General features: G+C 63.3%; 19 protein-coding genes. All 19 read right to left on the bottom strand.

The genetic code is table 11. The features are described from left to right. Positions 1–35: 35 nt before the first annotated feature. The 19 genes from KB879_RS36565 to KB879_RS36480 all read right to left on the bottom strand — a co-directional run bounded on the left by KB879_RS36565 (position 36) and on the right by KB879_RS36480 (position 15,498). Positions 36–1,274: a VWA-like domain-containing protein gene (locus KB879_RS36565; protein ID WP_211982755.1), complete on the bottom strand. Its 1,239-nt coding sequence runs from the start codon at positions 1,272–1,274 to the stop codon at positions 36–38. 7 nt (positions 1,275–1,281) lie between these two features. Then, entirely contained in the window at positions 1,282–2,199 is a 918-nt protein-coding gene (locus KB879_RS36560) for a hypothetical protein (protein ID WP_211982753.1), read from the bottom strand. A 91-nt stretch (positions 2,200–2,290) separates the two neighbouring features. Continuing rightward, positions 2,291–3,316 carry an ATP-binding protein gene (locus KB879_RS36555; protein WP_211984508.1) on the bottom strand — a complete coding sequence of 342 codons (1,026 nt, stop codon included), beginning with the start codon at positions 3,314–3,316 and terminating at the stop codon, positions 2,291–2,293. Between the two features lie 282 nt (positions 3,317–3,598). Then, a complete protein-coding gene (locus tag KB879_RS39880; RefSeq protein ID WP_249221391.1) occupies positions 3,599–3,934 on the bottom strand; it encodes a hypothetical protein in 336 nt (111 codons plus the stop codon). Positions 3,935–4,081: 147 nt separating this feature from the next. Then, positions 4,082–4,885 carry a hypothetical protein gene (locus KB879_RS39875; protein ID WP_249221390.1) on the bottom strand — a complete coding sequence of 268 codons (804 nt, stop codon included), beginning with the start codon at positions 4,883–4,885 and terminating at the stop codon, positions 4,082–4,084. A gap of 78 nt (positions 4,886–4,963) precedes the next feature. Further along, complete coding sequence (locus KB879_RS36545) at positions 4,964–5,287, bottom strand: hypothetical protein (protein ID WP_211982751.1); 324 nt, start codon at positions 5,285–5,287, stop codon at positions 4,964–4,966. 297 nt (positions 5,288–5,584) lie between these two features. After that, positions 5,585–6,055 carry a hypothetical protein gene (locus KB879_RS36540; RefSeq protein ID WP_211982749.1) on the bottom strand — a complete coding sequence of 157 codons (471 nt, stop codon included), beginning with the start codon at positions 6,053–6,055 and terminating at the stop codon, positions 5,585–5,587. Between the two features lie 9 nt (positions 6,056–6,064). Next, positions 6,065–6,553: a hypothetical protein gene (locus KB879_RS36535; RefSeq protein ID WP_249221389.1), complete on the bottom strand. Its 489-nt coding sequence runs from the start codon at positions 6,551–6,553 to the stop codon at positions 6,065–6,067. Positions 6,554–6,647: 94 nt separating this feature from the next. Then, positions 6,648–7,028 (bottom strand): hypothetical protein, encoded by a 381-nt coding sequence (locus KB879_RS36530; protein WP_211982747.1) that lies wholly within the window; start codon positions 7,026–7,028, stop codon positions 6,648–6,650. A gap of 194 nt (positions 7,029–7,222) precedes the next feature. Further along, the gene (locus KB879_RS36525) at positions 7,223–7,690 is read right to left on the bottom strand and encodes a hypothetical protein (protein WP_211982745.1); all 468 of its coding nucleotides are present in this window, start codon (positions 7,688–7,690) and stop codon (positions 7,223–7,225) included. 161 nt (positions 7,691–7,851) lie between these two features. After that, positions 7,852–8,190 carry a DUF3085 domain-containing protein gene (locus tag KB879_RS36520; protein WP_153956737.1) on the bottom strand — a complete coding sequence of 113 codons (339 nt, stop codon included), beginning with the start codon at positions 8,188–8,190 and terminating at the stop codon, positions 7,852–7,854. 636 nt (positions 8,191–8,826) lie between these two features. Continuing rightward, complete coding sequence (locus KB879_RS36515; RefSeq protein ID WP_211982743.1) at positions 8,827–9,459, bottom strand: hypothetical protein; 633 nt, start codon at positions 9,457–9,459, stop codon at positions 8,827–8,829. Positions 9,460–9,676: 217 nt separating this feature from the next. Next, positions 9,677–10,471, bottom strand: coding sequence for a PRTRC system ThiF family protein (locus KB879_RS36510; protein WP_211982741.1), 795 nt, complete (start codon positions 10,469–10,471; stop codon positions 9,677–9,679). Beyond that, positions 10,471–11,112, bottom strand: coding sequence for a PRTRC system protein A (locus tag KB879_RS36505; RefSeq protein WP_211982739.1), 642 nt, complete (start codon positions 11,110–11,112; stop codon positions 10,471–10,473). Before KB879_RS36505 ends, KB879_RS36510 begins: the two co-directional genes overlap by 1 nt. 8 nt (positions 11,113–11,120) lie before the next feature. Further along, the gene (locus KB879_RS36500) at positions 11,121–11,837 is read right to left on the bottom strand and encodes a PRTRC system protein B (protein WP_153956732.1); all 717 of its coding nucleotides are present in this window, start codon (positions 11,835–11,837) and stop codon (positions 11,121–11,123) included. Positions 11,838–11,846: 9 nt separating this feature from the next. Next, complete coding sequence (locus KB879_RS36495) at positions 11,847–12,977, bottom strand: PRTRC system protein F (protein WP_211982737.1); 1,131 nt, start codon at positions 12,975–12,977, stop codon at positions 11,847–11,849. Between the two features lie 102 nt (positions 12,978–13,079). Further along, complete coding sequence (locus tag KB879_RS36490) at positions 13,080–13,298, bottom strand: PRTRC system protein C (protein WP_153956730.1); 219 nt, start codon at positions 13,296–13,298, stop codon at positions 13,080–13,082. A gap of 17 nt (positions 13,299–13,315) precedes the next feature. Then, the gene (locus KB879_RS36485) at positions 13,316–13,771 is read right to left on the bottom strand and encodes a PRTRC system protein E (protein WP_211982735.1); all 456 of its coding nucleotides are present in this window, start codon (positions 13,769–13,771) and stop codon (positions 13,316–13,318) included. 62 nt (positions 13,772–13,833) lie between these two features. Further along, positions 13,834–15,498: a PRTRC system ParB family protein gene (locus KB879_RS36480; protein ID WP_211982733.1), complete on the bottom strand. Its 1,665-nt coding sequence runs from the start codon at positions 15,496–15,498 to the stop codon at positions 13,834–13,836. Between the last annotated feature and the right edge of the window lie 910 nt (positions 15,499–16,408).

Below are 16,408 nucleotides of genomic sequence, written 5' to 3'. Positions count from 1 at the left end.
AATAACCCCAGGCTTGTCGCCCGGGGTTGGTTCAATCAAACGATGACCTCCACCACCTCGCCAAACGGCGGCGGGGCAATCCGATGGAGGGGCGTTGTTGAGGCCCACAGCGTGGGATACGCCGGCGGTACAGCCGGGAATTTCCCGTCCATATCGGTCAGGTAGACAAGGAAGGCGGGGTGGACCCCCTGCTCCTCCAGCCAGGCAAACGGCGCCACGAAGCTCGTGCCCCCGCCGCCCTGCACCGGGCCTAGCTCAATGGCCTGACCGCGCTCGAAGCACTGCACCTGCGCCACGCGTGTGTCGCAGTCGAGCACGAAGAGGCGCCGCGGCTGCAGCGTGGTGAAGACCGCTTCGATCTCGGCTCCGAACTGCCGCTGCGTCGTGTCGAACACCGATCCGCTGGAGTCGCGCACAAACACCGCATCGCGCACGGACTGGTCATGCAGCGCCGGCAGGTACAGCCCCATGTGGGTGTACCGCCGGTTGGGCAAGGACCAGCTGTAGTCATTCCGGGTCTGCTCGGATGCGAAGCGGTGCAGCACGGACCGCCAGTCCACGGACGGCCGCGTGGCGGAATCCACCATCGCGCTCAGGTCGCCCGGAAGCTTCCCGCGCATGGCAGCCGCCTTCGCTGCCTGCATGGTGGCCACCTTCCACTCGTTTGCCAGCGTCTGTTGCTGATCCTGCGGCTGCTGGCGCACCTCGCCTGGCGTGAAGTCCGGGGAGGCCTGCAGCGCGCCGTTGCCGGCGTGGTTGCGCTGTCCCCCCTTGTCATCAGCGTTGGCAGACGGATCCTTCCCGCTGGCCTGGCCGTCGCTCGCCTGTTGCTGTGGCGACTGCTGCGACTGAGCTTGGGGCTCCTGCTTCGGCTTGTCCGCCGCCTCCTGGCGCAACATGGCATAGATCTCCTCGGCGGACTTGCCGAGGAAGCGACCATCAATCAGCGCGCCGGCCGGCAGCTGCAAACCGGCACTGAGCACCAACGGATTGATCGCATAGTCACACGCCCTGTTCCAGCGGTCCGGATCACGGACGCCTCGGCGCCAGCAATGACCGTTGGCCGGATGCAGGACTTCATGGGCCAGACAGCCGCGCAGTTCAAGATCGCTCAGGTTGGCGGCGAACGCCGGGTTGTACCCCAGCGATACGCCATCCACCCAAAACGTCTTGCACGACGGATCCTCGACCAGCTGCAACCGCATCAGCAACGCCCCGAAGAACGGCTGCGACAGGACGAGCTGGGAACGCTGCTTTGAGATTCGATCGCGCATGACGCCCTCACGCGGTGAGCAGGTCGAACATCGGCGAGACCGGCACTGCCGCCACTGGCGAAGGAGGCGACCCACCCATGAAGGCGGCCATCTGTGCCTCGATCTCCATCGCCTTTTCGGCCACCTGCTTGCGCAAGTCGTTCGAATTGCGCAGGTCCAGCCCACTGTAGGCGGCCAGATGTTGTCGCGTCTCGTCCAGGATGCGCGTGAGCGCCGGATCCCCGGAGAAGTTCAGCTTGGGGAGCAGCGCGCTCAACTCGCGCACCTTGTCGGCCACGTCCAGTCGCACGTTCGTCGCTCCGTACAGGCGGTTTGCGAAGTGCTGCACAGCCTCGAAGAGCCGGCCGATCAGGTCGTCATTGGCAGTCTTGACCGCACCGAGGACGCGCGAGTCGATATCGGCCTTGAGCCCGTCCAGTAGGTTGGCCGGCAGCGCAATATTAAACTGGCTCGCGTCAGGAAATGGCAGCACAGCGAGACGCATGCCGAATTTCTTGGCGAGCTCCGCCTGCGTCGGATAGTCCGCGTCGTCGAAGAGACCATTCAGCGCTTCCCGTGCCTCCTCCTTCAGGCGCGGGTAGTCGGCAATAAACACGGCCGTCGCCGCGGTGAACTCGTCCTGGAACTGCCGCTGACGGTCCGCGACCTCCATGTAAATGTCGGTCGGCAGCAGGCGCACGCCCAGTTGATCGTAATCCAGGCTGTGGGCATCGAAGTAGGCGCGAGCACGGTTGGCGATCGCACACACCTCCTTGTAGGACGTGGCCCCTTCGGTCAGCAGCTTCTTGTTGAAACGGCCGATGTCCTTCGTGTCATGGTTGGCTTCGACTTCCTCGGTGGCCCGGGTGTCGAATTTGCGTGCCCGCCACACCGAAGTGTTGAAGGTGGCGAGCATTACGCGCTTGGTAAGGTTTTGGATGTTCATGATGAGTCCTGAAAAAAGGATGGATACGGCAAGAAATGAAACGGCGAGCCAGATGGCTCGCCGTCACGGGATGAAGAGAAAAGGTATCGGCTCAGTTGCCGAGCAGCAGCTCACCGAGCTTGCCGCCCTGCGCGTTGATCCAGGCAGGGGTCGAGCAGATGCGCGCGTCACGGCGCGCCGCATCGGTGGCGAGCATCACAGCGAACTCACCGAGATGGGCATCGAACAGGCGATTGGCATACACCATCACCCGATCGAAGTTGTTCTCGTTGGAGACCGCCGCCAGCGCCGAGCTGATTGCGTACTGCGAGGCCACGTTGTCCGGGATCCTGGCGGATTCCGGTGCAGCCAGCACTGAGTCCACGCTGGGTAGCTCACGGTAGATCTCGCGGAACGACTGGAACTCGAGCGCTGCGCCTTCGCCTACCGCGCCGGCGGAAGCAATGATCTCCATGCCTTTGGGCACCACCGGCATCTGCCGCGCCACGTGCCCCCAGCCGCGCGGCGAGGGCAGGTTTTCTGTCTCCTTGCTGCGCTCCGACGAAATCAGCAAGTCAGGGCGAAAGCGCAGAAAGGCGATCAGTTCGGGCGGCACGCTCTTCGCAACCGCCCAGCGCGTCCAATGCTCGATGCTCGTCTCCAGCTCCACGATAGTGCTGAAGCGGGATTTCAATGGGTCGAGGATATTGGACACCGCTGCGTTGTCGATACGGCGGTTGGTCGCGGCGACGAAGGTGACGTGGTCCGGCAGGACATGCTCACCGATGCGGCGTGCGAGCAGCAATTGCATCTTGGCGGCCTGGACGGCCGGCGAGGCCTGCCCGAGGTCGTCGATGAACCAGACCAGCGGGCGCTTGCTGTTGAGCGCCGTGGCCAGATCCCCAAACGGCAGGAAGCGGGCACCGGCTCCATCAGCCGCCGGGAATGGCAGACCCTTGGAATCGGTCGGATCCTCCACCACGGGGTGCGAGATCAGCAAGTCGTAGCCGGCATCCTGGGCGGCTTCGGCTACGATATCGCTCTTGCCGATGCCAGGGGCCCCGGTGATGAGGACTGGCAGGCATGCGGGGATGAAGGCCGCGAGCAGGGATTGCAGTTGGAACGGATTCACTTTCATGGGATTTCCTGAATGGGAGTCCCACAAAGCCACCGGCCCCACAGGGAAGGTGTCCCTGTGGGAAGTTCATGAATGCGCCAGCGGTGCTGGCAGAGGTCGATGCGTCCAAGGACGCGGGTAAAACGCTGTTTGGACTGATCCTGACCAGTGCGAACAACGCTCTACTGAAGAGCCTACAGGCAATGACGTGCCTACAGCACGCCAAAACGCGACGAATTCGGTGTCTCTTTCGGGGGAGAAGAAGCCCCCCGGCCACAAGGCCGGAGGGAATGCATGGATGGGTCAGGCAGCCGTGGCCAGCGCCGGCAGCGTCGTGGCCAGGCGCGACCGTGCATAAGCCAGCGTGCCATCGTTGGCCTGCAAGCGCCGGATGGTGCGCGTGGCGGGCTGCTCGATGTAGTAGGTCCGCGCGCTGCCACGTGGGAAATGACGGATCTGGCTGAAGCCCTCACGGATGCACAGATCGACGTACTCGCGACCATTCATGAACTGGCCATCGAACTTCCAGCTCGACGCTTCGGCACGCCTGCACGCCCCCTCTGCATCTGCTGCCTGCAGGCGTTCCGATCGCGCCGCCAGCGCCTGCGCCTCCGTGTGCCCGCTCCGTGCGTTCCGCATAGCGCTTTGCACTAATCAGGGCGTGCAGGCGAGCGGACAGCGGCGACACCGGATTGGCGTCATCCCCGGTCGGCGCCTTCCCCAACGGCGCGGACAGCGGTGGAATTACCTGGGCGGCAAACAGTGCATCATCGACGTCGACATGGGTCAGTCGTCTGGCAACGGCTTCACCAGTGCGATGAGGCGGGCGACATTGCGCGCCGTGATCGCCAGCTTGTCGTGACGCATCACCGAGCACAGCGCCAGCAGCTTGTTTGCCGGCAGGGCACCACGCAGCGCGGGCACCGCAATCAACGTTGGCAGCCAATGCAGGTCATGGCGGCCCGCGTCAGAGGCGTCGCCTCCGCTGCGATAGGCGTTCAGGATGCAGTCGCGCACGGGTTCGCCGCGCTGCAAGGCGTAGGCGGCGTGAACCTCGTGGCGGCAGTTGATGCCGGCACCCCGCGAGTATTCCGGACCGTTGGTCCCATAGCCGAAGCGCCGATCGAATTCGGCACACACGAAGGTGTAGGCGTCGAAGGGCTCGGCCACGGCGAACAGATCGAGGTTTTCAGATCCGGGGTTCGCAACCTGGTCGGGGTCGACCGCCTCGTTGGTGAAGACGGCCAGTCGGCCAGCGGCAGCGACTGCTTGCCACGACGTGCGGCTCATCTCATGCGGATGCAGCACCTTGCCGCCTGGACGGGCGACGAAGCGCTCCACCTCATCCAGGATCGACGTGAGGACCGCCTTGGTGTCGCCCGCTGGCCGCACCGCAAACTGTCCCGACGGCAGTCGCACAACGGGAATTGCGCCGCGCTCGACATGGCGCACGCCAATGCCTTCGGCACGCAGGCCCCGCTTCGGGCCGGGTTCGAGGTTCAGGAAAGCCAGCACGCCGGCAAGCGTCGTGCGGGTTTCGACCCGTTCCGGGCCAGTGGTAATAACGTACATGGAATGCTCCGGGAACAAACGGAGCACACCCATCGGGGCATTGCCCCGTCTGGGTGGAAAGGAAATGGCGGTGCGAGGCTCAGCTCGCGTTGACAGTCAGGCCGTTGCCTGCGCATCCGCGGCGTCTTCGGCGCGGGCGTCGGCAATCCACGCAAGCAGTTCGACGGACTGGATCTTCCAGACCGGGCCGCGCGTGTGACCTGCGGCGATGGTGCGCACCGGCACGAACCAGTCCGTCACCAGCAGCGCCTCAAGCACGTCTTCTGCAACGTTCCAGGACCCCACGAAAACCTCGTCGTCCGCCAGATGCTCCTGCGGAACATTAACCGTAAGATCGGCATAGGGCACGGAATCGTCCGCGCAGATCTGCGACAGCGCCGGGCGAAGGTTGCTTTGGTAGACATGGACGCGCAGGTGCACGCCGGCGGGCCATGCCAGCACCGATGATGAGGTCTTCCACGGGGAGACTCCTGAGTGCGGAGCCGCCCCACCGGGACAAGCCCCGCGTGGGTAGAAAAGAAAACGCACCCGCAAGGGGGTGCATTAGAGCAGGCGTCCTAGGAAGCCGGACACCTGAGAGGATCAATGGGGGCTAGCCCTCGTGAGGACCGCACATCACTTAATCCTTGTGAACGCGCTTCCCGTTTTGGCCCGCCCACAGGAGCAGGCCAGCAATGGCACCGCCAAGAATCACGACGAACATGCCGAGGGTCATTCTCATTCTCCCTTGGAAAGGATTGCGCCTGCGAAGAATAGTACAACACCGATTCCGACTAGGCCAATCACGTCGGTTACGGCGCGGACCGCCCAGGTGTGGTTGGTACTGAGATAGCCGGCGGCACCAATGACCGCAGCGGCAGACAGGGTATGGGCGAAGCGCCCAGACTGCTGTCGCTGCTCCTTGGTCGGTTCCGCAACGGCCTTCCAGGCCTGAAGCGGCAGGCTGCGGCCCGCACGCCGGCTGCGATCCATGCGATAGGCCGCACCCGCTTGATGAACGAGCGGCAGCTCGTATCCGTTCTCATGTGCCACCAACGCGCAACCGATGCCGGCTGCCCGGGCCTGCTCGACGAGAGCCTGGAAGCTACCAGGCAAGGTCACGAGGCCACTGGCATGATCGTACTGGGCCTTGCCAGTGGTCTCCTCGCCCGAGGTGGACGTGAAGGTAACTTTGATGAGGGTCGTCATGGCCCCCCCTCAACTGCGCCGGCCGGCCACCACGCGCAGGGTGGCAACGAGCGAGGCATAGCCTTCGGGCGAGGCGATCGACTGCAGGCAGACCGCATTGTCGCGCCCACCGGTGTGGTCATCGCGCCCGCGGCACGTGCGAAAGCTCAGGCTGACCGCCTTCTGCTGCGGGGCGTGGGCAATCTGCACGTACAGCGCGTCGGCATGCAGGGCGTACAGATCCATCTGGCGGCGGTGCCGGCGTTCGCGGACGGTGAAATCACGCTGGCGCAGGCCGATATCGCTCGTCAGGCGGCGAATGACGCGGGAAGCATCGCGTTTGAGGGTTGCACAGGCTGCGGCATTGCCGGGCTGATGCGGTTGGATAAAGGATTTGGGGATTTTCATGGACAGTATCAGAAAAGCACGGGACAGCCATCCCCAGCGGGACGATGTCCCGCGATGGGTGAAAGTCTGGGCGAACCAGACGAGGGTTCGATGCGTCGAGGACGCGATCAAAGAGTGTTTGCCGAATCGCCTTTCGATTGAGCAAGCACGGTCTTGCTCGGCATGCGCAGCGCCCAATGGCGCCACGCATTTCAGCGCAGACGGATCAGTCGAGGTTGAGGGCGCGGTTGATGACGCGCGCCGTCTGCCATGCCTGATCGCGGTTGAACATCTTGGCCGTGACCAGCTTGCGCAGAACTGCGCTGCCGGTAGGCCCTTCCACGGTGGTGGCGATGTGATCGACATGCACGCGCCAGCCTTCCGATATGCCGCGCTCCACCGAGACGGCAAAGCGGTGGCGGGCATGCTCGGCTGGCCAGTGCGCACCGGGCAACAGGCCATATCGCGCCTCGTTGGCATCGGCAAGGTAGTTCGCCGGGACGATCCACTCGGGCTCGAGTTCGATCGCGCGCAGCGTGCGCGCCAGCAGGTTGGTGACCTGGTCGACGGTCTTACCTTCGGTTGAAATCGGGGTTACAGGTTGCATAAGCGGCTCCAGAAATGGGACGCCGCTCACGGAGGCGGTGCCCCGTGGGTGAAAGAGATGATTCCTTGCGGTGCCGGGCGGATTTCGATGCGTCAGGGACGCTATCAAAAACGCAAGCCCCAAGCGAGAACGCTTGGGGCAAGCCCTCTCGGGGCTTGCAGGAAAAGGGAGGGCCAGCAACTCGGCCCTCTCGATCAACGCGTCAGTCGATAGCCGCTGCCCGACGACAGCAGGAACAGCCGCTCGCCAGTGACGAACTGCTGTTCCGAGCCCTGCGCCACGACGATCTGGCGACCGCTGTCCGTGCGGACAATGACCTCCACACCGTCGCGCTGCGACAGGTGCGTCGCCGTAACCTGGCCGATGACACCCGCTGCCGTGCCCGAGATCGCGCCAGCGATGTAACGACCGTCGCCGTTGCCGATGACACGTGCACCAAGGACCGCGCCAACCAGCGTGCTGAGGATGGCCGGTACGCCGGAACTGGCCGACAGCATGCTGTCGCCGGAGATGGTGACATTGCGCACGTGCACGACCGTCACCTGCTCCGCAGATCCGGCGCGCATGGCGTCGGAGCCGCGATAGACATTAGGCGACGACTGTGCAGCGCAACCGGTGAACAGGCTGACAATGGCAACGAACAGGAAGAAACACTTGAACATGATGGCCTCACAAAAAAAAGATGGGCCAACATGCCCACGGGCAGGAAGGCCCGTGGTGGGAGAGAAAAGCTATGCCAGCAGAAATGCCGGCGAGGTCGATGCGTCTGAGGCGCGGAAAGTGCTGCAATCCTAGCAGGCCCGCCCCCGTTTGGGGAGAGGCCTCACGCGTAGGCTTGGAACCGGACCGATCGGCGCGTGACGACGATCGTCACTTTCGTGATTACCGGCGTGGCCAGCGCCTGGCGGAAGTGAGTCAGCGGATAATGCTCGCCGAAGTCGTCGCCACCAAAGGCACGGCGGGCATTGTCGTGGAACTCGGCATCCTTGTCTGGATCGCAGCCCTTGAAGTAGAACAGGCACTGCTGGGCCGGGGTGGGGCCGGTGCTGTAGCCCACATACGCGCCGTGATCCTTGGCAATGAAGAACTTCTCCGACTTCGCCGCCTCGCAAAACGACACGAGGGACTGGATCTGGGCGCGAGAAAGCGTGATCTGCGGCATGAATTGCTCCTGAAAGGATTGAAGGAGCACGCCCTAATGGGGACATGCCCCACGAGGGAAGAGCGGATTAGGCGGGCAGCGGCCCTGCCGCCCATCGGCAGGATGGGAACGCGACCGTAGCCGCGTCCCTCAGCGCCTGAAAACGAGGACGAATCCGACCGCGTAGGCTGCGAGTGCGCCAGGCCTGAGCGAGAACTGTTGCGCTACGAAGCATCGGCGATGAGGACAACGAGCCGAAGTTAATCAGCATGCCGCCCCACTCTTCAACTCCACGTAGGGCGTAGCACCACACCGACTCGCCCCAGGGTGGTCGTTGCTCAGAAACTTGAGCAGGACGAACATGCCAAGCACAATGACGGCCGCCGCAACCTGATACCAAAAGAACGGCGCGTCGACGTACTTGAGGATCGCTTGGGCAGGTAGCACCGATGTGGCTGCGTACGTGAAAACTGGCGCAAGCTCAACGACGCCAGCGAACGCCGTCCACAGCAGCAGGTTGGCAAAAATGCGCGAGAGTGCTTCGGAGGTCCTTCCTCTGTTGTTCTTGAGGATTTTCCGAAGAGACAAGGGGTTGTGAGCGGGCGAGCCGTCACGCTGCAGCCCGGTGGCTGTCTGGTGTCGGAACGTCCGCAGGGTTCACGCGGGCGACGGGGCCGGCGAATCCACCCAGAAGAGCAGAGCCGGGCCGTCAGCCTTGCGTGGTCGCACAGTGCCGACAAAGTCCTCGCGCCCATAGAGGCTGACGCGTGTATGGTCGGTACCGTTGTGATGGAGATAAACGCCGCTGCGGTCAGTGGCGAACCTGCCCTCCAGCGCCTGGAAGACGCGGTGGAAGTCGTAGAGGTGGCGCGGGTCGCACTGCCCCGGTTCCCCGCTACCCCGATGAGGACCGATGGCACGGCGGTAGATGGGATAGCCCGCATCGGGCCGCACAAACTCGAATGGCGTGCCGCCGTGCGTCAGTTCGGCCCAGCCGAGCCGCTCTGTATCGAGGTGCAGTTCCAACCAGCCGAACTTGCCGCGCACCGGCTTCACACATTCGATGACGTTGTGGGGAAGGATGCAGCCCACGCAGTTGTCTTCGCCAAGCTGGTTGGCCTTCTCTGCGCGGAACACGCCCATGCGTTGGCCGTCCATGGCAACGAGTCGTGTCTCCCGTGGCATAGCCTCGACGAAGACGCCGTTGAGCCAGTACCGCTGGTCCTGCTTGGGCGCAAGCAAGGCGATGGCCTTGAGCTGGCTCGGGTCAATCCGGATAGTCTGAATCACGTGTGCGCTCCCAAAAAAACAGGAGCACAGCCGCAAGGGACAATGCCCCTGCGGGTAATGAAGGCCTGACGGCGGTCAGGATTGAAAAAATCGATGCGTCGGAGACGCGAGAAGTGCCGTGATGGTATCAGCCTGGACACGCGCCTTGCAATTGCGCAGATGAAAAAAAACCCCGAACATCAGTCCGGGGGTGAGTGCATGGAATCGCGGCGCTTCGTCATGCCGCCTTGGCACGCTTGCGCGTCGGCTTGGAGGCCACCTTGTAGCCGAATCGGGCCCATGCGACGGGATCGATCGGCAACGGATTGGTACGCCCGGCTTCCAGATTGACGAACACGCCCGTGTACTTCAGCGTGCCGGTTCGGAAGAGCGTCCACAGCAGGTTGAAGGCCTGCACTGCGATCGCCTGATTGATGACTAGCGACTGCTTGCGCAACGCGTCGGCCATCGAGCAGGATGGTCCAGTGTCCTCCTTGTCGCCCTTGGGATCGACCAGTTCCGGGAATAGGTCGCCAACGTGGGGCAAGCGGCCTTCCCGCTTGCCGCGCACCTGGCCAAGAATGACCTGCCCACGGTCAGTCTCGTTGCCGCAATCCAGGTAGTAGCCGCCGGGGCCACGCTCGAGCGAGCCAAGAATGGCCTTGCGCGCGGCCCGAGAGTCCACGCAACCGATCGCCATGTCGCAGACAAAGCGATCCTGGCTGCCGATCCGTCGCGGGCTGGCTGCCCAGCGGGTGCCCATCAGCAGGTTCAACCTATTTACCAGCAAGGTCGCCTTGTGCTGGCCGACGTCGTTCGGGTAGAAGCCCTGCCGGCCGACATTGGTCTCGCTCACCGTGTCGTCATCGTAGACCGTGCACTCGATACCGCCGGGGTGGCCGAGTTCGAGCATGGCATGGTGCAGACGCGCCAGCGCAGGCAACAAGGCGCTGCCGGTACCGCCAGCGCCCACCACCACGACTTTCCACGCATTGATGCGCATCGTTTCGGGAATATGGTGTTCGAACGTCATCACACCACCTCCTGGGCCCGCGCCGCCATGTACCAGTCGCCCGGTACTCGATCGACTGGCTCGAAAATGCCCTTGGCGCAGAGCCGCAGGCACAGCGACGGTGTTGCAGCGAGGCAGTTGCCCATCACGAACGCGAACTTCACGTCATGTTGGTCGTCCTCGTTGTCGGTCGATGAGAAGTACGCTGGAAAGTTGCCGTGCGAATGGCAATCCACCACCACCACCTCGCCGTCGACCAGCGCCGGCCGCTCGTACTGCAAATGGCCGCGCCCGTGCGACAGGATCGTGACCGGCGCCAGCCGGAATGCGCCGGTAGGCAGATTCCAGACGATCCAGCCGCCGGTCTCGTTGGGCATGGCCGCACGCGCCATCTCGGCAAACTGCCCGATCAATTGGGCGGGCAGCTTGCCGCAGCGCAGGTCCGTCGTCTCGGCTGCAACGCCATATGGCACGGCGGTCTTTACGTCGAACTGGGCCACGCGGCGCACGAGCCGCAGCCACGGCCGCGACACTTCCAGGAACACGCCGTTGGCGGCGATGAGCAGGCGCTCGCCCGTCGTTTCCAGCGGTGCCAGGTCGCCGAAGCGCGGCACCATCACGGTCGGAAAGGATTGCTGCAGGGTTATGTCCATCGGATGCATGTTCAGTCTCAGAAATGCCCGACGATCAGCTTGCCGAGGGATTGGTTCATGGGGATGAGGGCGACTTGCGGAAAGGTTGGGAACTTCCCATCCAGCATGTCGCGCCAGAAGGCGTAGAAGCCGTCGGCATAGTCGACACGCTTGCCGCCGTGATTGGGATGGGTGAAGGCCGAGGCGAAGAACGCCTCTTCCCATCCGGCTATGGACGCCGCGTCGATCTGCTTGGGCACGTGGGCCGTACCGATGCAGATCTTCCCGTGGTCCCAGGTGTTGAAGTAAGGCGGCTCGTACAGCATCGAGTTCGGCGTCGGGCGCTCGTCCTGGTTCAGGGCGAACACACGAAAGCCAGCAGGCGCCGCATGAAAGACCAGACCGGGATGGGGCACCACGGCGCTGCGCTGGCCCAGCTCCTCACAGTCGAAGAACACGCGGCGCTTGCCGGGCGGACTCCACCAGGTGATGGCCTCCGGGCTGATCGACAGCACGTTGGGCATGAGGAACTCGCCCTTGGGCAGGGATGCCTCGGCGACCTGACGCAAGGCGTGAATCAGCGCACGCCGGTCCAGTGGCGTGCCGGCCCCGATGACGGGTCGCCCCGTCTGAGCGTCGGTCTCGATACGATGCGCGGTGGCATAGCAAAATGCACTGAGGCCAGTCCCATATAGCAGGATGGCCCCTTGCAGGGCCACATCATGGTCGCGGGAAGCACTATGAATCTTGGCCATGTGGCCCTCCTATTCAGAAATTATGGTGAGAACGCGGTCGAGTGCCGCAATGACGTCCATCATGTCGGCCAGTTGCTTGAACTGGCGTCGGATGGCGCGTGGGGTGCTTTGCAGCGGGATCAGCGACTGATACATCGTGGCATCGCCCGCGTTGTTGAGGCACTCGAAATGGTCATCGAGGATCTCGCCAACCCAGTGCTCCCTCCACATGCAGAGCGTCGTCGCCGAGTAGGCCGGTTCCGCCCATTGCGAGTCTTTGAGTGCACGGCTGCGCGTGGTGCGGGAAAGTACCGCCTGCAGATTCAGCAGCGCCCGGCAGATGCGGCGCGGCATACCTCGCTGGCGTATCAGCAGCACCTTCAGTTGCGCGGGTTGCAGGCATTGGATTCGCACCGTCTTGTCGCGGCGCGCAAAGGCCGGCACCGCGTCGTCGGGGGCCAACACCGGCAGCACCTTGGACGGCAGGTAGCGCTCGATGTCGGGATCCTCGCCGCCGAACCGCTCGGAGAGAAACTCACGCGCTTCCTCGTCGCTCATGGTCGGATCGCACTCCCACCACCAACGGGCGAACATGTCCGCCAAATCGTCCGGCGTGCGCACGTAGAGCGAGCGGCCCGCCGCCTGGTTGACAAGATGAATGGCCGTGTACAGCAAGGCCGGATCGGCGCGGCGCATCACATCGGCACGCTCGCCGATCTCGAACACGTTCTCCTGTTCCAGCTCGATCGCCAGATACAACGGCGCATGGAGGTCGTCGTCGTGGCCGAACTGGTCGACCTGCTCCCTTGCGGCAGCCTGGTCGAGCAGGGCGAACGAGAAATTCAGCCTCTTGCACTTTGGCATGCGCCGGCGTAGCCAGGTGAACATGGCCTGCGCGAACGCATCGCCGGCACTGGTCGCTCCCTGCACGTCCCGGGCCGCCAACACGCCGGTCTCAAACTGCTTGCGGATCAGCTTGAGCGTGTCCGCGCTGTCGCCATACTGCAGCTTCCCGTTGGCGGGAACCTCGGCGGGCAGCGTGGGCAGCGTCAGAAAACCATGGGCAGGACGACGTCGGGCAGCGGGAGGCTGTCGCGATGGCGTCCAGCCGGATCCTGATGCAATGAAGCTCTCATCAATGGGGCGAGGATCGAACAGCATGATTCCATCTCCTCAGAATGTAAAAAAACCGCCCTTTCGGACGGTTTCTGGTTGAATGGCAGGCAAAAATCCGGACTGGACAATGCCTGCATCAAGTCACGCTTACGCATGGCAGCCCTTGGCGCCGGCGGCGCGCACGAACGTGTAGCGCATGACAGTGCCGTTGTGCACCGGGCCGTCCACCGTGGCGGTGGTCAGCTCGGGGTACTGGGCGGTGTACATGTCGCGCACCTGGTCGGGCGAGAACGCCGGGCCAGGATCCATCAGGGTCATGCCGTTGTAGGTGAATTCACGGGTCAGTTGCTGGACGGTCAGGCTCATGGTGTGCTCCTTGTCCGTTACAGCAGGTCAGCGAGGTTGGTACCGCTCAGCTCGGGCGACGGCGCCTGGGGCACGGGGCCCGCAGCCTTGCCCTCGCCTTCGTCGTTGTCGTCCATGCCGTCAGCCCTGCCCTCATCATCCGAAGACGATGCGACCGGCTGGCTGTTGGCCTTGGAGAGTGCCTTCTGCGCCTTGGTGGACTGCGCGCTGGTCGCGGCGTTCAGGATCGAAGCGGTCGCTTCGACCTGGTCGGCCAACGAGCGATGCGAGACCGACACCAAGGCGATCGCCTGGGCGAAACCTTCATCCAGCTCCACCGGCGAGGCGGTCAGGGCGAGAGGCGTGGCCAGTGCGGCGTCAGCGGCTTTGGAAACCACGGGGGCAACAACGACAGCCATCGCGTCACCTTTCATCGTGAGCGTCAGCACAACTTTGTCGCACGCGGCGACGAGCGGAACGAGTTCCTGAAACATGGGGATCCTTGAAAGATTAGTAAATGGGGGGAAGCCGACCGCCGAGTGGGCGGTCGGTGCGATCAGAAGCGCAGAACCTTGGGCAGCTTGCCCGCGTAATCGAAGCCGTCGACGTTGAGCAGCGCTTCGATCAAATCCGGCTTGGACTTGTTGAAGATTTTGGCGAAGCTGTCACCGAACGCGGCACGCAGGCCCAGCTCGTCGGCCAGCACCTTCATCTCCGACTTGGTCAGCAACTCCAGGAAGTCCTTGGACTTCTGCAGATTCCAGTGCTGGCGCAGGTCCAGCTTGTGGTACTGGCACATCGCCACGAGGTGATGGACTTCGATCCCCTCGATGGCCGCGACGGTCATCGCGGTGGTCAGCGTTGCACGCTTCGCCGCATCCAATTCCTGCACGGTGGCCAGGTTCTTCTTGAGGTCGGTGGACGAAGCCTTCTCGTCCGTCAACTTCTCGAAGATCTTGCCCATGGTGTCGCCGCCGATGTTGCGCGAAAGCCCGGACAGCGCCACCGCCAGCAGGTAGATGTTGGCGGTCTCAGGAATGCCTGCAGCCTCGCGGCGCAACGCCTTGCGCCACAGCGCCACACGGTAGGTTTTCACCTTCTCGGTCTCGCTGATGTGCGTGACAGCCTTTTCCTCGGCCGGAACCTTGGTCGAGCCTTTGGCAGTCGTGGATACATCCGCCGCCGCGATGGCCGGCTTCTGTGCGGTCGCCTTGGCGTCGCGGTCGGCCTTGAGACGTGCTGCGATCTTCTTGCTGTTGCAAGCCGTATCGAAGCATTGGCCGCGGAAGACCTTGCCGACGCTGTCCGGCAGCGCGCTGATGGCCGCGCCATAGTGCTCGCAGGCGTGGCAAGCCTTCGCCTGCTCTTCGCCAACGCCGGTCGGACCGTCCACCACCAGTTGCACGCGCGTATGGTTGTCCCCCGCACGAACAATCCGGATCACCGGGAACTCATCCTTTAGACCGTAGGCAACCGTATCCAATTGCTTGTCGGTCTTTTGGGTGTAGCAGGCGCGGTTGGTGCAATTGCCGGTAGCAATGGCCTCGCCGAACATTTCCGTCTGCAACGATGAGTTGTGCGGGCAGGCGGCGCAGTCAGCCTTGTCGAAGATCGCCGAGGCGAGGCTGCACGCGGCGGCCTCGATGGTTTTCTTCAGTTCGGACACCGACTTCTTCTCGCACACGATGACGGGCAGAAGCTTGTCCTGCTTGTCCTTCGCGAGCGTCGCCAGCAGTTCGGCGTGGCCGAGCTGGATGGTGCGGGTGTTGAGCGCGTCCAGAACGGGCGCGCTGCAGTTCATCAGCGCCAGGCGCTTGTCCAGCGTGGAGCGAGACCAGCCCAGGATCTTGGCGGCCTCCTCTCGGTCGCCCTTGAGTTGGCCAACGATCCGGGCGGCAGCCACGGCTTCCTCCGAGGGAGCCATGTCGGCACGCTGGACGTTCTCGATGAGGGCGAGCCGGTCGGCTTCCTCTTTGGACATCTCGCGGATGGTGACAGGGATGAGATAGTCGTCGCCGTGCGCCGCCTTCGCGGCACGCAAGCGGCGTTCACCGGCCACCAGCTCGTAGGCGTCATCGCCCAACGGACGAATAAGGATTGGCTGAATGACACCGTTCTCGCGAACGGAATCGGTGAGTTCTGCCATTTCGGCAGGATCGAAATACTTGCGCGGGTTGCGGCGAGGATGGATCTTGCCAACGACGATGGTGGGATTCAGCATGATGGGGTTCTCCGGATGGGGAATGGGAACCCGTTGCCGCACCGGGAACAGGTTCCCGATGGGATAAGAAAAGAGAAAATGGCAGCCCGGCGAAGCGGGAGGCCAACTTACTGCAAAAAACTGTGCACCGGGTGGTGCGGGGTCGATGCGTCAGGGACGCGGAAGTAGCCGTAAGGATAATCCAATCGACACGGGCGCGCCAGATGGCAGCGACCCAGCTCCACGGCGCCGGACAAAAAAGAACCCTCCAGGGAGGGCGAGTGCTGCGAGGTCTTGGGTCCGTAGCGGGGGCTGCGGGAAATCATCTTATCGCCAAGCCGACGCAATCCATCCGGCGAAAGCTCACGATTTTGCTATCTCTCTTGAGGTATGCCGCACCATGCGCATAGAAGAGTTCTCTCTGCTGCGCTTGGTCGCGATCAAGGTCAGATGGCGCTAATCGACCCATCTCAGCCATTTTCGACGACAAGCTCGAATGACCGTTGCCGGTAGGACTGCGGTCGTTGCACTGGGCGTCTTAGGTTGATATCCAGCCCTTGAGTGTCTGCATGCCTACCCTAGCGGAAGGGCTGGTGCCGCGGAAGCGGCCCACGGTGCTTATTTGACCTGTTTGTCGGAAATGGAAAGGAACTGCGAGGGCAGCCCGGGGGTAAGGTCGCCGCGAGCGACCGATGGAGGGTACCGCACCGGCGATTCACCCGAGGTGATGTTGCCAGCTACAGCGTTGAAACATACTTATATTTCTACGCTGTAGACATTATGGTTGGTGCCAACTTTGATGACCATCGTCCAGCATTGGTTGGTGGGGATGTGTTGTGTCTCCTCGCGTTGGCCCTCCGGACACCCCCAGGACCAGGAGGACCTTCTTCGCGGGGATGTGTAGCGCCTCCCGCGTTCGGCCTCCGGGAAG

This window comes from Cupriavidus sp. KK10, from assembly GCF_018223725.1.
GTDB lineage: Bacteria > Pseudomonadota > Gammaproteobacteria > Burkholderiales > Burkholderiaceae > Cupriavidus > Cupriavidus necator.
This window is presented reverse-complemented; position numbering and strand designations above follow the sequence as displayed.

Coding starts and splice junctions, on each gene's coding strand:
- KB879_RS36565 (WP_211982755.1), bottom strand. CDS start 1,274: ATGCGCGATCGAATCTCAAAGCAGCGTTCCCAGCTCGTCCTGTCGCAG.
- KB879_RS36560 (WP_211982753.1), bottom strand. CDS start 2,199: ATGAACATCCAAAACCTTACCAAGCGCGTAATGCTCGCCACCTTCAAC.
- KB879_RS36555 (WP_211984508.1), bottom strand. CDS start 3,316: ATGAAAGTGAATCCGTTCCAACTGCAATCCCTGCTCGCGGCCTTCATC.
- KB879_RS39880 (WP_249221391.1), bottom strand. CDS start 3,934: ATGCGGAACGCACGGAGCGGGCACACGGAGGCGCAGGCGCTGGCGGCG.
- KB879_RS36540 (WP_211982749.1), bottom strand. CDS start 6,055: ATGACGACCCTCATCAAAGTTACCTTCACGTCCACCTCGGGCGAGGAG.
- KB879_RS36530 (WP_211982747.1), bottom strand. CDS start 7,028: ATGCAACCTGTAACCCCGATTTCAACCGAAGGTAAGACCGTCGACCAG.
- KB879_RS36525 (WP_211982745.1), bottom strand. CDS start 7,690: ATGTTCAAGTGTTTCTTCCTGTTCGTTGCCATTGTCAGCCTGTTCACC.
- KB879_RS36520 (WP_153956737.1), bottom strand. CDS start 8,190: ATGCCGCAGATCACGCTTTCTCGCGCCCAGATCCAGTCCCTCGTGTCG.
- KB879_RS36510 (WP_211982741.1), bottom strand. CDS start 10,471: ATGACGTTCGAACACCATATTCCCGAAACGATGCGCATCAATGCGTGG.
- KB879_RS36505 (WP_211982739.1), bottom strand. CDS start 11,112: ATGCATCCGATGGACATAACCCTGCAGCAATCCTTTCCGACCGTGATG.
- KB879_RS36500 (WP_153956732.1), bottom strand. CDS start 11,837: ATGGCCAAGATTCATAGTGCTTCCCGCGACCATGATGTGGCCCTGCAA.
- KB879_RS36495 (WP_211982737.1), bottom strand. CDS start 12,977: ATGCTGTTCGATCCTCGCCCCATTGATGAGAGCTTCATTGCATCAGGA.
- KB879_RS36490 (WP_153956730.1), bottom strand. CDS start 13,298: ATGAGCCTGACCGTCCAGCAACTGACCCGTGAATTCACCTACAACGGC.
- KB879_RS36485 (WP_211982735.1), bottom strand. CDS start 13,771: ATGTTTCAGGAACTCGTTCCGCTCGTCGCCGCGTGCGACAAAGTTGTG.
- KB879_RS36480 (WP_211982733.1), bottom strand. CDS start 15,498: ATGCTGAATCCCACCATCGTCGTTGGCAAGATCCATCCTCGCCGCAAC.